The organism is Bradyrhizobium sp. MI1.4, from assembly GCF_055811315.1.
In genome coordinates this window covers 22,347-36,048 of sequence record NZ_JBVVPP010000032.1, presented here as the reverse complement: position 1 = coordinate 36,048, position 13,702 = coordinate 22,347, and the positions used below count along the sequence as shown (strand labels likewise).

Annotated in this window: 14 protein-coding genes; 7 read left to right on the top strand and 7 right to left on the bottom strand. The window is 64.7% G+C overall.

Translation table 11 applies throughout. The features are described from left to right. Nucleotides 1-738, bottom strand: coding sequence for a Crp/Fnr family transcriptional regulator (locus AC0L23_RS27170; protein WP_018459103.1), 738 nt, complete (start codon nucleotides 736-738; stop codon nucleotides 1-3). Nucleotides 739-896: 158 nt separating this feature from the next. Between AC0L23_RS27170 and AC0L23_RS27165 the strand changes: the two genes are divergently transcribed. After that, nucleotides 897-1,136: a hypothetical protein gene (locus tag AC0L23_RS27165; protein WP_018459104.1), complete on the top strand. Its 240-nt coding sequence runs from the start codon at nucleotides 897-899 to the stop codon at nucleotides 1,134-1,136. A 17-nt stretch (nucleotides 1,137-1,153) separates the two neighbouring features. Then, nucleotides 1,154-1,855: a Crp/Fnr family transcriptional regulator gene (locus tag AC0L23_RS27160; protein WP_018459105.1), complete on the top strand. Its 702-nt coding sequence runs from the start codon at nucleotides 1,154-1,156 to the stop codon at nucleotides 1,853-1,855. 63 nt (nucleotides 1,856-1,918) lie between these two features. On the opposite strand, the gene AC0L23_RS27155 is transcribed toward AC0L23_RS27160, so the two are convergent. Continuing rightward, nucleotides 1,919-2,533, bottom strand: coding sequence for a cupin (locus AC0L23_RS27155; protein ID WP_085352918.1), 615 nt, complete (start codon nucleotides 2,531-2,533; stop codon nucleotides 1,919-1,921). A 168-nt stretch (nucleotides 2,534-2,701) separates the two neighbouring features. Beyond that, complete coding sequence (locus AC0L23_RS27150) at nucleotides 2,702-3,694, bottom strand: LysR family transcriptional regulator (protein ID WP_085352917.1); 993 nt, start codon at nucleotides 3,692-3,694, stop codon at nucleotides 2,702-2,704. A 113-nt stretch (nucleotides 3,695-3,807) separates the two neighbouring features. Here AC0L23_RS27150 and AC0L23_RS27145 point away from each other — a divergent pair, with 113 nt between their 5' ends. From AC0L23_RS27145 to AC0L23_RS27125, 5 genes are all read left to right on the top strand, one after another. Next, entirely contained in the window at nucleotides 3,808-4,788 is a 981-nt protein-coding gene (locus AC0L23_RS27145; protein WP_085352916.1) for a Bug family tripartite tricarboxylate transporter substrate binding protein, read from the top strand. Beyond that, nucleotides 4,788-5,399 carry a dioxygenase family protein gene (locus tag AC0L23_RS27140; RefSeq protein WP_085352915.1) on the top strand — a complete coding sequence of 204 codons (612 nt, stop codon included), beginning with the start codon at nucleotides 4,788-4,790 and terminating at the stop codon, nucleotides 5,397-5,399. Before AC0L23_RS27145 ends, AC0L23_RS27140 begins: the two co-directional genes overlap by 1 nt. Before the next feature lie 791 nt (nucleotides 5,400-6,190). Continuing rightward, nucleotides 6,191-7,537, top strand: a complete 1,347-nt coding sequence (locus AC0L23_RS27135) for a caspase family protein (protein ID WP_085352914.1) — start codon at nucleotides 6,191-6,193, stop codon at nucleotides 7,535-7,537. 28 nt (nucleotides 7,538-7,565) lie between these two features. Next, nucleotides 7,566-8,054: a hypothetical protein gene (locus tag AC0L23_RS27130; RefSeq protein WP_018459111.1), complete on the top strand. Its 489-nt coding sequence runs from the start codon at nucleotides 7,566-7,568 to the stop codon at nucleotides 8,052-8,054. A 151-nt stretch (nucleotides 8,055-8,205) separates the two neighbouring features. After that, nucleotides 8,206-9,417 (top strand): hypothetical protein, encoded by a 1,212-nt coding sequence (locus AC0L23_RS27125; RefSeq protein ID WP_018459112.1) that lies wholly within the window; start codon nucleotides 8,206-8,208, stop codon nucleotides 9,415-9,417. On the opposite strand, the gene gmk is transcribed toward AC0L23_RS27125, so the two are convergent. The 4 genes from gmk to fabF form a co-directional block, all read right to left on the bottom strand. Further along, nucleotides 9,350-10,009 (bottom strand): guanylate kinase, encoded by a 660-nt coding sequence (gene gmk / locus AC0L23_RS27120; RefSeq protein ID WP_085352913.1) that lies wholly within the window; start codon nucleotides 10,007-10,009, stop codon nucleotides 9,350-9,352. The genes AC0L23_RS27125 and gmk overlap by 68 nt on opposite strands. 3 nt (nucleotides 10,010-10,012) lie before the next feature. Then, nucleotides 10,013-10,900 carry a YicC/YloC family endoribonuclease gene (locus AC0L23_RS27115; protein ID WP_018459114.1) on the bottom strand — a complete coding sequence of 296 codons (888 nt, stop codon included), beginning with the start codon at nucleotides 10,898-10,900 and terminating at the stop codon, nucleotides 10,013-10,015. A 118-nt stretch (nucleotides 10,901-11,018) separates the two neighbouring features. After that, nucleotides 11,019-12,293 carry an endolytic transglycosylase MltG gene (gene mltG / locus AC0L23_RS27110; RefSeq protein WP_085362176.1) on the bottom strand — a complete coding sequence of 425 codons (1,275 nt, stop codon included), beginning with the start codon at nucleotides 12,291-12,293 and terminating at the stop codon, nucleotides 11,019-11,021. Between the two features lie 125 nt (nucleotides 12,294-12,418). After that, nucleotides 12,419-13,684, bottom strand: coding sequence for a beta-ketoacyl-ACP synthase II (gene fabF / locus AC0L23_RS27105; protein ID WP_085352911.1), 1,266 nt, complete (start codon nucleotides 13,682-13,684; stop codon nucleotides 12,419-12,421). Nucleotides 13,685-13,702 lie beyond the last annotated feature (18 nt).

Here is a 13,702-nt window from a genome sequence, read left to right as displayed (position 1 = left end):
TCACGCATGCGGCGGCGATTGGCGCTTCAAGTGCAGATAGGTCGGACTGAAGCCTCCGAGCCGCTGCAATTCGCGCCATTTCATGACGATGAGCTCGCCGTCGTGCATGTCCATGGTCCCGCTCCGCCTGAGGTCGGCGAGCGTCCGGTTCACCGTCGCGATCGCCATACCCAAGGTCTCGCCGAGCTGCGCCAGGCTGAGCGGCAGGCGGCAGCGATTGCCGCGGACGAGCTGCGCTGCGCGGGCGCGGTAGAACAGCTCGCAGAACAGGTGTGCCATGCGCGCGTGCATCGGCCGGGCGCTGTTGTTGGTGATGGCCTCGCGAAAGATCGCGGCATCGAGCAGGGTCTCGCGCCAAACCGACAGCGCGAAGGTCGGTCGTCGCCGGAAGGCAATGAACAATTCGCGATGCGGGATGAAGGCCACCGAGGCAGGCCCGAGGGCGCAGAGGCCATGGTCCATCTGGTCGATGAACAAGCCCTGGGAGTCCGGCAGGTCGCCGGACAGATGGAACGCGAGGTATTGCCGCCGGCCGCTGTCGAGCAAATGGTAGCGCGCGATCATGCCGGAGACGACCAGCGCCGAATGCTCGGGTTCGTCGCCCTGACGGATGAAATCCTCGTTCGGCGCGAACTCGCGCTGCACAAAGGTCAGCCCGCGAATTTCGGCGACATCCTCCTGGGCGAGTGCGGTGTGCTCGCCCAAGTTCCGGATCAGCACGTCATGCGCTTTTTCCATAGGTCCCGCCAAAAATCCTGCCGGTTCGATCAAATGATACATCTGGCCCGTATCCAGCGGACTAGAACGCGGGTCGGAAGCACAGGTTGCTACCGGTCTGCGACATTACTTGGTCGCAGCCCACCGTCCCTCGATCGCTGACTGCGCCCGCCATTCGCATGAGCTCTACGACGATCCTGAAGCGCATTCGCCACCTGTTCGCATCGGAGTCGGGCGAGCACCTGGACAGTATCAGCGCTGCCTTCCAGCGAGGCACGCTGAAGGAGCCGGCGCGGCCGATGTCGGATCAGGAGCTTGCGCGCGCCATCCGCGAGTTCCAGGCGGTTCCCGTGTCCGATTGGACCATCGCGAAACTCTCACGATGCCTGCTCGAGCCGGCGATGCCGGGTGACGACTGAAACACCTCCTCCTCTCCATGCCGCACCCCAAGTTCATCGCACATCTCCAGGCGATTGAAGGCCTCTCCGACGACGAACGCCGCCAGATCGCGGCTCTGCCGTCCACGCTGCGCCAGGTCTCCGACGGCGAGACCCTGCTGCGCCAGGGTGAAGATACCTCTCGCTGCGTTTTCGTCGTCAGCGGCTTCCTCTATCAGGCGCGCATCGTCGGCGATCGCAGCCAGATCCTCGCCTTCCACGTTCCCGGCGACATGCCGTGCCTCCACACGCTGCTGGTCTCGCCGATGGATGCGGACCTCGTCGGTCTTGGCCCTTCCCTCGTCGGCTACGTCGCACACAGCCAACTCAAGCAGCTGCTCGACGGCTCCATTCACCTGACCCGCGCGTTCTGGCGCGAGACGCTGATCGATGCGGCGATCTCGCGACAATGGATCGCGCGCCTCGGCGCACAGGCGGCACTGCCCAAGGTGGCCCATCTGATCTGCGAGCTCGCCGCAAGGCTGGAGGTCGTGGGCCTCGTCAAGAACGGCCGCTTCCAGATGCCGATGACGCAGCGGCACGTCGCCGATGCCTGCGGACTGTCGATCGTCCACGTCAATCGCACCATCCAGGAGCTGAGAGGGCGCCGATTGATTGCCTGGGAGGGAAGCGAGATCGAGCTGTTGCAACCCGACGAGCTCCGCGCGCTCGCGGATTTCACGCCGGATTATCTGACCTGACAAAGACGGGCGGCGTTCCAACGAACGACATTCGAACCGGCACAGCAAAAGCGATCCCCCGCCTCACGATCGCGATGGCTTTATCCGCCATGATTTGAGCAACGGGCCGCCGGCACCCAGCACGGGATCGGTCTTCGGCTTGCGGACCTTGGCGACGCGTTTGCTGGCCTCAGGACGCTCTCGCGTGTCGGTGCACTCGTCATACGTCCCCTCCTGCGGATACGCTCCGACGACCAGGAAGTCCCGGCTGGACTCGATCAGCCGGTGTCCCGTGCCCGCGGGAAGGACCAGAACATCTCCGGCCTTCACGCTCAGGATTCGCCCCTTGATCCCGCCGCACTCGATCCTGGCCGTGCCGCGTGCCACGCCCATCACTTCGTGGATCTGCGAATGATAGTGGACAAAGTCATAAACCGTATCGCGCCAAGAGCGGCCCCAGCCGTGACGATCGAACAGCGTGTCGATGATGACCTCTGGAGCAAAACGCCGGGTCTTCAGGTTCACCGCACCGCGATAGAGCAAGACGGGAAAATGCGGGTTATTCGGCACGATGCCATCGTCGTCGAAACGGATGGCTGTCGGCTTCCGAGCCCGCACGAGCGCCCGCAGCGTTGCCGCGTCGGGGTGATCCTCAACGAACTTCTTGGCGAGATTTTTGATCTGGTCCTTGATCGGCATGGCGTCTCCTCAGCCGCAATTAAACGACGGCCGGAAGGATAAGTTTCCCGAGGTGATCCGGTTGGACCGCGCCATCTCCTCGGCGTCATTTCCGGCGAAGACAAGCATTCCAGAAATCGTTCCGCGGCAGCACTCCGGAATGCTCGCTGAGCTCGCCCGGCCACCGCCTTACCCCGGGGTAGCCGACGATGGCCGCGCAGGAGCGGAACGACGCGCGTTTCGCTTACCTGCGAGCGGCTTTGCGACCTCCCGGGCGCACTCGACGAGCAGCCGCTGAGCAGGGTTTGGCGTTCTGCCCTTCATCGCAATGATCCCGATCGGCCACATCTGAATAGGCATTTCCACCGGTAAAACCTTCATCGACAGCCGCTTCGCGCTGAAGTGCAACATCGATGCCGGAAGGAAACTCAGGAATCGTTCCGACGAGAGCAACGCCGACTGCATAAGGATCGAATACACGGTTACGCTGGCACGTGGCACCTCCAGCCCGGAGGCGTGAAATGCGTTGGCAATCCAGCCGCCCGGAAAGCTTTCGCGCGGCGGCAGGCACCAACGCTCGTTGACCAGCTCGTCGAGGCGGATCTTGCGCCGCCGCACCCACGGACTGTGCAAGCCTGCGACAACGACACCGCTTTCGTGCAACAGCACTTCGACATCGGTATCGGCAGCCGGTGTCGGGCTCGGCAGGCGCCCTATCATGAGGTCGATGTCGTGATTGCGCAGATGACGATCCTGAAGCTCCGGCGGTTCGCCCTCGATGATGTGAAGCGCGAGCCTCGGATATTGCCGGGATAGCCGGTCAATGATGGCGGGCAGTAGTCCGGCCATCACGGGCTCGGTGCTGCCAATGCGCAATTCACCCACCGCGGGATCAGCGAGCGATTGCAGCTCGTCGACGCCACTCCGCAAATCGTTGCACAAAGCAATGCTGCGCTTGAGCAAGGCCTTGCCGTAAAGCGTGGGCTCAACGCCGAGCCGGCTGCGCTCCAGAAGCGGAAGGCCGATCGTTTGCTCCAGGCTTGCGATCATCTTGGATATGACAGGCTGAGAAATTGCTAGGTGCTCGGCCGCCTTCGCCATGCTCCCGTATTCCACGACGGCGATAAACACGTTCAGTTGCCGCAGCTTGATCCGACGGCTGATCTGGGATGCATCGAGCATGCGACCCTTTCCGAAATGGAATAGAACTATCGAGAAATAGAACTTTTCTTATATAGGTCCGCGGGACAAGCTGCAATTCGCGTTACCCTCCACCGCCAAGGATTGGAGCAGCCATGTCGAACATTCACGTACCCCGTCGCACCTTCCTGCTCGGAAGCCTCGCGGGATTGGTGCTGCCCGGCAAGGTCGCCGCGCAGCCTTATCCGTCCAATCTCATACGTGTTGTCGTCCCTGCCGGCGCGGGGACACCGCCCGACATCATCAGCCGCATGATCGCCGACGAGCTCGCGGCCAATGAAGGCTGGCGACTTGTGGTGGAAGATCGCCCCGGTGCGCTGCAGACCATTGCCATGAACGACGTGAGCGGTCGTCCGGCGGACGGCTATACACTGCTGACCATGAGCCTTCCGATGACGGTCACCCCGGCCCTGCTTCCGAAGGCGGAGACACGGGCGGATGTGGATTTCGATCCGGTGATCAAGATATCGAAATCCTACACCGTGCTCGTTACAACGCCTTCCTTGCCGGTCGACTCGTTAGCCGGTCTGGTGGCGTTGCTCAAGAGCAAGCCGGGGAAGCTCAACTTCTCTTCCGCGGGCTTCGGCACCCCCTCGCACCTGATCGGCGAAATGTTTGCATTGCAGGCGGGCGTGCGCGCCACCCACGTGCCCTACCAGCAGTTTTCCCAAGCAATCACCGATCTGATCAGCGGCAACGTCCAATATATGTTTGTCACCACGCTTCCGGTTATTGACCTCATTGCGACCGGCAAGTTGCGAGCGCTTGCCGTCACCGCCCCCACCAGGATTGCTGCCCTGGGAGACATTCCCACTGTGATCGAGGCAGGCTTTCCCGATCTGGTGACAGCCGATTGGATCGGCTTTGCAGCGAAGCGTGGAACGGCTGCGGAAGTAACGTCGCAGCTCAACAAGGCAATTAACAAGGTACTTCTCGAGCCGAAGATCCGCGCTTCGCTCGACAAGATAGGAGCCGTAGCCGTGGGTGGCACCGCCGCAGAATTTGGTGAGGGAATCCGGAGTGACATCGCCCACTGGGGCAAGGTCGTCAAGGATGCGGATATCAAGCTGCCTTGATGAGCCAGACCCCATCCAAAGCCCAGACGAGTGGCCGCGATGCAGCAGCATTGGCGATCACGCCGCCGCAGATTGTCGGCCCGTTCTACCCGGTCTCGGAGCACCCCGATCTGGCAACCGATCTGGCGCGTCCAAGCGGCAGCACCGCTGAGGCGCTGGGCCAGCTCATCCATCTCAGCGGACGCGTGCTCACGCGTTCGGGAGCGCCGGTGCCGCATGCACGCATTGACATCTGGCAAGCCAACGCGGCGGGGAAATATCGTCATCCGAGTGATATCAATCCGGCGCCGCTCGATCCCAATTTCAAAGGCTTCGCGCGTCTCACAACGGATGCGGCCGGGCACTACAGCTTTCGTACCGTCAAACCGGGCCGCTATCCGACAGCAGAGGGCGAGGTCAGGCCGCCGCACATTCATCTCACCGTTGAGGGGCGGTTCGATTGCCTGGTGACCCAGTTGTATTTCGCTGGCGAAGAAGAAAACGTGACCGACCGCTGGCTCAATGCGGCCCCGCATCCGGAAAGGTTAATCGTTACTCTGAAAAATTCGCCATCACGCCTTGAGAGGCATGCGTTGATCGCGCATTTCGACATTGTTCTTGCCAGCGGATGACAAGCGTTTCAGGTGGCTCCAAGCCCGATTTGGGTCGTTCGCCACCGGCGCTGACGCGTCGGGCAAAACACCCCCGTCAAGGCCTCCGCGCAAAAATATTTCGCTTTTCCGAATTTCGGATTTGTGGCATACGCCCGTCATCCTGGCCCTGCCAAAGGGGCGTTCGCGACCGTCACGACATGGGGGCCGGGTGGCGGTGGACGCGGCAGCGACGGCGCGGGCGGCGTGACGACAGGGCGGGCAACCGTGAGTCCTCGCGCGACGCGTACGACACGGCGCTGGAGAGCGGGCTTGTCGGTCATCGGGGGTGAGCACACGCAAGCCCTCGATGATTTCGGCCGGACCGTCCGCGGATGGAGAAGTCGTGTGGTCCTGACGCCCGGGGTCTGTGCGTCAAGCCTCGCGGTGATGTGGCGGCCCGACCGGGCGCGCGCATCATCGATCGGCCAGGCGACGGGGGCAATAGTGCATCGCTCCCCGGGGAGAGCACGAAGGACACCGTTAAAACCATCCGCGCAGGGAAGGCCGGGCGATCGGCCACCCTATCGGTCCACCCCGTGTGCATTCCTGTAGCGCACGGACCAACGGGTGCCGCCGGCGCCCGACCTTCCCTGCGCCCTTTGGCCTCCAGTTGGGCGATGAACGGCAGCAAGGTTCGGGCAGAATCTGCCGCGGGAACGCGCAAGCGTGCGCCCTCCCCGGCGCGACCGGCCAACGCTGTACACACTGTCGCACCGCTTTTCGCCCGCGCCTCGAGCTGGTAGAATGGCGATATTGTTTGGGGAATTTTGATGCGCGCGAGGATTTTCAATCGCGTCCCGGGGCTGGCGATGCTGGTCGCAGCCCTGCTCGTCGTCGCAACGCACCCGGCATCGGCCGAGAAGCGCATCGCGCTCGTGGTCGGCAACTCCGCCTACAAGAACATCACGCCGCTCGACAATCCATCCAAGGACGCGAGCCTGATGGCGGACACGCTTGGCCTGCTCGGCTTTTCGCTGGTCGGAGGCCGCGCCCAGCTCGATCTTGACAAGGGCGCGATGGATCTGGCGGTGCAGAGCTTTGGCCGGCAGGTGCAGGGCGCCGACGTCGCGCTGTTCTATTATGCCGGCCACGGCGTGCAGGTCTCGGGCGCCAACTATCTCGTGCCGGTCGGCGCCAATCCGACCCGCGAGGCCGACGTCGACTTCCAGATGACCGATGTCAACCTCGTGCTGCGCCAGATGCAGGGATCGGGCACGCGCCTCAACCTCGTGATCCTGGACGCCTGCCGCAACAACCCCTTCGGCTCACGCGGCCTGCGCGCCTCCGATGGCGGCCTCGCGCAGATGCGCGCGCCCGAGGGCACGCTGATCTCCTACGCAACCCAACCCGGCAACGTCGCCCAGGACGGCAGCGACGGCCACAGCCCCTACACCAAGGCCTTGGCCGCGACGGTCCGGACCGCGGGCCTCGACGTGTTCCAGACCTTCAACCAGGTCGGCCTCGCGGTGAAGCGCGCCACGTCCGGCGCGCAGCAGCCCTGGGTGTCGTCCTCGCCGATCGACGGCACCTTCTATTTCGTCGCCCCCACGCAAACCGCGCCGCCGCAGGTCGCAGCGATGCAGCCCGATCCGCCGCCGGCGGATCGGCTGCGCGCCGATCCGGACCGCGTCCCCTTGCGCGATGCCGCCCTGCTGAGCGAACTCAGCGAGCGGCTCTACGAGCTCAATTTCGATCCTGACAGCCCTGATGGACTGACCCGCGCGATCACGAAACTCCAGCAGCGGATTTCCATGGCGCCGACGGGCGAAGCCACCGAAGGCCTGCTGTTGCGGATGCGCAAGATGGAGGACCTGAAGCCATGGGGCTCGATCGTCTACGGCCCCGACGGCAGCAAATGGGGCATCTCCTGGAACCACGCCTCGCGGCGCGCGGCGGTGGCGGATGCGCGCGGCAATTGCGCCGGCGCCAAATGTCCGATCGAGCTGTCTTTCTATGGCAACCGCTGCGGCGCGTTCGCGATCTCCGACAAATCCTGGTCGCTGGTCCAGCGCGACAGCGTGCAGCGCGCGAAAGATGCCGCGCTTGACGAATGCGGCAAGGCTGGCAAAGCTTGCCGCATTATCGGTTCCGTCTGTGCCGACGGCTCCGGCCGCTGATACGATTTTTCATTCTGGATTTTTACTCATGCGCGCCATCATCCCTGCGATTGCCCTGACCGTCTTCCTGTCCGCCGTCGGCGCTCCACCGTCCGCCGTTGCGCAGTCCGGCAGCGCCGGCGGCTCGATCGGCAATGACGAGAAATCGCTGTCCGGCTCGCGGTCGGATCGTTCCGCCGAGCCGGCGCCCTCGGCGCGCCGCAGCAAGCCCGCCGAGGAGCCGCGCAGCTCCTCGCGACGCGGTGGTGGAGGCGGTGGCGTGAGTTTCGACGGCGCCTGGATGGTCGTCAGCGTCGGCTGCGGCGGCACCACGTCCGGCGCGGTCGTGGTCTCCTCGGGCAAGGTCATAGGCCAAGGCGTCACGGGTACCGTCAGCGCGAGCGGCGCGGTCAGCACGTTCGGTCAAGGTGATGGCGTGACCTTTACCGGCTCGGGCCGCCTCGCTGCCCGCAGCGGCTCCGGTTCCTTCCGCCGCTCGGACGGCTGCGGCGGAACCTGGACTTCGACCAAGCAATAGCAGCGAAAAAGTCTGGTTTCGCGGGGGGAACGAACGCCGCGCAAGCCCGATTCAGGCCACATCCTCTCCGGATTTGCGGCTCATTGCCACCCAAGTCTTTGACGACAAAGGGAAGGTAACGAGTTGCGTCATGCGTAATCGGGAGACCAGGATGGGCAACCGCACCGCAAAATTCTTATCTGCCCTCGTAGGCAGCATCATTGCCGGCGCGCCACTTGCCGCCGTGTCGCAGAATGCATCGACGCCACCGAGCACGGCAAATGCCGCGAGCGACTGCCTTGGCTCGCCAAAGGGCGCCGCGCCGCAGGGCCAGCATTGGCATTATCGCCTCGAGCGCGCGACCAAGCGGCAGTGCTGGTATCTGCGCGCCGAAGGCGGCAAGGCCACCCAAACCGCACAGACTGCGCCCGATACGCCTGCAGCGGATTCAGCCGTGCCGCAGCAGCACTCGGTCGAGGACGCGCGCGCCGAATATCTGACGCCGCAGAGCATCGCCGCCGTGAAGACGCCTGCACAGGCGGGACCGGCGCCGACGCAGCAAGCTGCGAACCCCTCCGCTGACGCCAACGCACAGCAGCCCGCCGTCGCCGGGCGCTGGCCCGACGCCTCCACGGCGTCCGCCGCGCCCACAGAGCAGCCGTCGCCTGCACCTGTCGCGGCCGCCGCGCAGCCGACCGCGAAGCCGGCGAAGTCCCCTGCTCCGATGGCTCTGGCCGCGGCAGACAGCACCGCCGACAAGCAGACCGGCTCGCTCCAGATGCTGCTGCTCGTGATCGGCGGCGCGCTGGCGCTTGCCGGCATCCTCGCCAGCGTCATCTACCGCTTCGCCGGTGGACGCATGCGCGTCCAGGCCGCCGACCAGCGCCGCGTCAACTGGGACAATTTTGAGCCGCACGATCACGACGATGGCCGTGCACCCTGGCTCAACGCTGCGCCCGCCGGCGCGCCGCACGCTCGGCAGCCCCGCCCGGTGGATTTCGATGCCCTGCGTCCGCAGTCAACCCAGCTCAAGACCGCGCAGCTCGCCGCGATCGATCGCGAGATCGATGTGATCGACGAGCTCGCCCCGCAAGCGCAAGACCAAGTCCACGTCGAGGCCGCAGAGCTCGACGAGGCCGATATCTTCAACGGAGAATTCCAGATCGAGGCCGCACCGCAGCTCGCGGCCAACGACGTGAATGACGAAGAGCCGGCCGGCCATGACGACGCGGGAGTCGAGAACGCCATCGACATCGACGTGATCACGACGATGCTGGAACGGTTGGCGAAGGACGGGCCGCGGCTGACGCAGCCTACTAGCCTTGAAGTTGACCTTGCAGACCTCGCACGAAGCCCACGAGGCCGGTCTGCCGCTCGCGCTTGAGGCGTTCGGCCTTCAGGATCGACTGCACCTCGGCGAAGGCCTCGTCAACGTCGTGGTTGATGACGATGTAGTCGTACTCGGCCCAGTGGCTCATCTCGTGGCTGGCGCGGCTCATGCGCTTGCGGATCACCTCGTCGGAATCCTGCGCGCGCGAATGCAGCCGCTTCTCGAGATCGGCAGCCGAGGGCGGCAGGATGAACACGCTGACGACGTCGGCGCGCGCCTTCTCTCGGAGCTGCTGCGTGCCCTGCCAGTCGATGTCGAACAGCACGTCCTGCCCGGCTGACAGCGCCGCCTCGACCGGCGCACGCGGCGTGCCGTAACTGTTGTCGAACACGGTCGCCCATTCCAGCAGCTGGTCGGCTCTCACCATCGCGCCGAAGGTAGCCTTGTCGACGAACGAATAATCCCTGCCGTCGACCTCGCCCGGCCGCATCGCCCGCGTGGTCGCCGACACCGACATTCGAAGGCCGGGCATACGGTCGATCAACATGCGCGACAGCGTCGTCTTGCCCGCGCCCGACGGCGAGGACAGCACGAACATCAATCCGCGCCGCTCGACACCATCAGTTCCGTGACCGCCAATCGTCATCGATCACTCCAGATTCTGGACCTGCTCGCGGAACTGCTCGACCACGTTCTTCATGGCGAGCCCCGTATTGGTCAGCTCGATGTCGTTCGACTTCGAGCAGCAGGTGTTGACTTCGCGGTGAAACTCCTGCGCCAGGAAGTCGAGCTTGCGCCCGACCGGGCCGCCCTTGCCGATCAGCTCGCGCGCCTGCGCGATGTGCGAGGCGATCCGATCGAGCTCCTCGCGGATGTCGGCCCTGGTCGCAATCAGGATCGCTTCCTGCATCAGGCGGTCGGAATCAAAACGGTCGGAGGTGTCGAGGAGGCTCGCGATCTGCTCGGCGAGCCTGGCCTTGACCGCCTCGGGCTTGCGACCGGGCGCGGCCTCCGCCTTCTTCGCCAGCTGCTCGACCTCGTCGACGCGCTGGATCAGGATCTGCCCGAGCGAGGTCCCCTCACGCTTGCGCATCTCGACGAGTTCGGCGAGCGCCTTGTCGAAGGCATCCGCGGCGGCGGCGCGCGCGGCCTTGTCCTCCTCCTCGTCGCCCTCGGGCTCGGCGACCTCAATGACCCCCTTGATGGCCAAAAGCCCGTCGACGCTCGGCGCGACCGCATCGACCTTGCCGGCGATCACGGCGGCGGCCTTGAGGACGGCGTTGAGCACGTCCTCGTTGACGCGGACGCTGGTGGCTGCATTGGCCCGCTTGACGGTCAGATTGGCGTAGACGGTGCCTCGTGAGAGCAGCTCGGCGGCGCGCTTCTTGGCATGAGCCTCAAGCTCGTCGAACCCCTGCGGCAGCCGCACCCGCAAGTCAAAGCCCTTGGCATTGACCGACTTCAATTCCCATTCGAACGTATACGGCCCACTCGCGCCGTGGCTTCGGGCAAAGCCGGTCATGGACGACAACGCCATCAGGTCAATTTCTCCAGAAGCACGGGATTCGCGCGGCCATCAAGCCACGCGAATCTTAAGACTATTTTGCAGGAAAATGTAATCCGCAAAGTCCCGCGGGGCAGGTCTACGCGCAGGCCTAGCGCTGCACCACCGGGGGCGAGGCCTGCACCGCGCCTTGTCGGGCCGGCGGCGGACCCGCGGGGCGAGCGGCCGGCGGCTTCTTCTGCTGGCTGGGGCGTGCCGGCGTCGTCGCCGTCGGCGTATCGGCGGCGCCGGGCGCGGCGCCGGCCGGCGGCTGCGCGTCCTCGGCCGGCTCGACCGTGTCGTTCTGGATCTGCTTTTCCATGGCGCGCAGCTTGGCGACGTTCTTCTGGTGCGCGTCGTAGGTCTCGGTAAAGGAATGCCCGCCGGTACCATCCGCGACGAAATAGAGGTCGCGGGTACGGGCCGGGTTGGCGGCAGCCTCGAGCGAGGCGCGGCCGGGGTTGGAGATCGGGCCCGGCGGCAGGCCCTCGATGACATAGGTGTTGTAGGGCGAAGGCTGCGTGATCTCGCTGCGCTTGATCGGACGGCCGAGCGTGCCCTTGCCGCCGACGAGGCCATAGATGATCGTGGGATCGGACTGCAGCTTGATCCTCTGCTTCAGGCGATTGACGAACACCGCGGCGACACGGCTGCGCTCGTCAGGCTTGCCGGTCTCTTTCTCGACGATCGAGGCCAGCGTCACCAGTTGCTCCGGACTCTTGACCGGAATGTCCTGATTGCGGCGCTCCCAGATCTCGGTCAGCACGCGCTTGTGCGCCTGCTGCATGCGCTGGATCACCTGATCGCGCGGGGTGCCGCGCGGGAACTTGTAGGTCTCGGGCAGCAGCGTGCCTTCGCGCGGCAGCTCACGCACGCTGCCGGTGAAGATGTCGTTGTCGGACAGGCGCGCCACGATCTGCTCGGAGGTGAGGCCCTCCGGAATCGTCACGGCATGCTGCACCACCTTGCCCTCGACGATTGTGGCAATGACGTCGCGCAAGGACGCGTTCTTCTGGAACGAGTATTCACCGGGCTTGAGGTCCGAGCTCGCCTTCAACGCAGCGACGCTGGCAATGAACGCCCACGGATTGACGTCGGTCACGCCTTCCCGGTTCAGCGTCTCGGCGATGTCGCGCTTGCCGGCGCGCTGCGGGATATTGACGATCTTGTCTTCCTTCAGCGGTCCCGGCGCCTCGAGCACCTGCCGGCCGTAATAGTACACGCCGCCCGCACCGATCATTGCAATCAGCAGCAGGGTGATGATGGCGTTGCCGACGATCACGAACGGATTGCGCGCGCGGTCCGATCGCTTCGGCGGCGGCGGGACCTGCTCGGGCTCGAGCGCTGCCCGCGGGCTCCGGGGCGAAATGGGCGGCCTTTCACTCATCGAAGCAACCTGAATCCTGCCGGTTCAAATGCGACCCGACAATCGCTTGTCTGGCCAAGTACACGCGCCCACTTGTATGACTATCGCCGAATACGGCAAAACGGTGGATTCGTCGCAAACACAAACTATTGGACCGGACGCCGGAAGATCACCGACGCGTTGGTACCGCCAAAACCGAAAGAATTCGACAACGCGACGTTGACCTCGCGCTTCTTCGCCTTGTGCGGCACGAGATCGATCGCAGTCTCGACCGATGGATTGTCCAAGTTGATGGTCGGTGGCACGACATTATCGCGAATCGCGAGAATGGCGAAGATCGCCTCGATCGCGCCAGCCGCACCCAGAAGGTGACCGGTCGACGATTTGGTCGAGGACATCGCGACCTTGGAAGCGGCATTGCCGAGCAGACGTTCGACCGCACCGAGCTCGATCTCGTCACCGAGCGGTGTCGAGGTGCCGTGCGCATTGATGTAGTCGAGATCGGACGCGGTGAGGCCGGCGCGCTTGAGCGCTGCCGTCATGCTGCGGAAGCCACCGTCGCCGTCGGGTGACGGCGAGGTGATGTGGTAGGCATCGCCCGAGAGACCGTAGCCGATCACCTCGGCATAGATCTTCGCGCCGCGGCGCTCGGCGTGTTCGAGCTCTTCCAGGACCAGAACGCCGGCGCCCTCGCCCATCACGAAGCCGTCCCGGTCCTTGTCGTAAGGACGCGAGGCCTTCTCAGGCGTTTCGTTGAAGGCTGTCGAGAGCGCACGCGCGGCGTTGAAGCCGGCAATGCCGATGCGGCCGATCGGCGATTCCGCGCCGCCCGCAACCATGACGTCGGCATCGCCGAGCGCGATCAGGCGGGCGGCATCGCCGACCGCGTGAGCGCCGGTCGAGCAGGCCGTGACCACCGAATGGTTCGGCCCCTTCAGCCCATGCTTGATCGAGACATAACCGGAGGCGAGATTGATCAGGCGGCCCGGAATGAAGAACGGCGAGACCCGGCGCGGCCCGCGTTCCTTCAGCAGGACCGCAGTCTCGGCGATACCGTTGAGGCCGCCGATGCCGGATCCAATCATGGTGCCGGTGGCGCATTTATCCTCTTCGGTCTCGGGATGCCAGTTGGCATCGTCGAGCGCCTGGCCGGCTGCGGCCATGCCGAAGATGATGAAGTCGTCGACCTTGCGCTGGTCCTTCGGCTCCATCCAGATGTCGGGATTGAAAGTGTCGTTGGTGCCGTCGCCGCGCAAGACCGTGCAGCCGATCTTGGTCTGAAGATCGGAGACATCGAAGCTCTCGATTTTGCGTGCGCCGCTTTCGCCGTCGAGGATGCGCTTCCAGGTCGGCTCGACTCCGCAGCCGAGTGGCGAAACCATGCCAAGACCCGTAACGACAACCCGCCTCATGTCCGAAAACTCCGCATC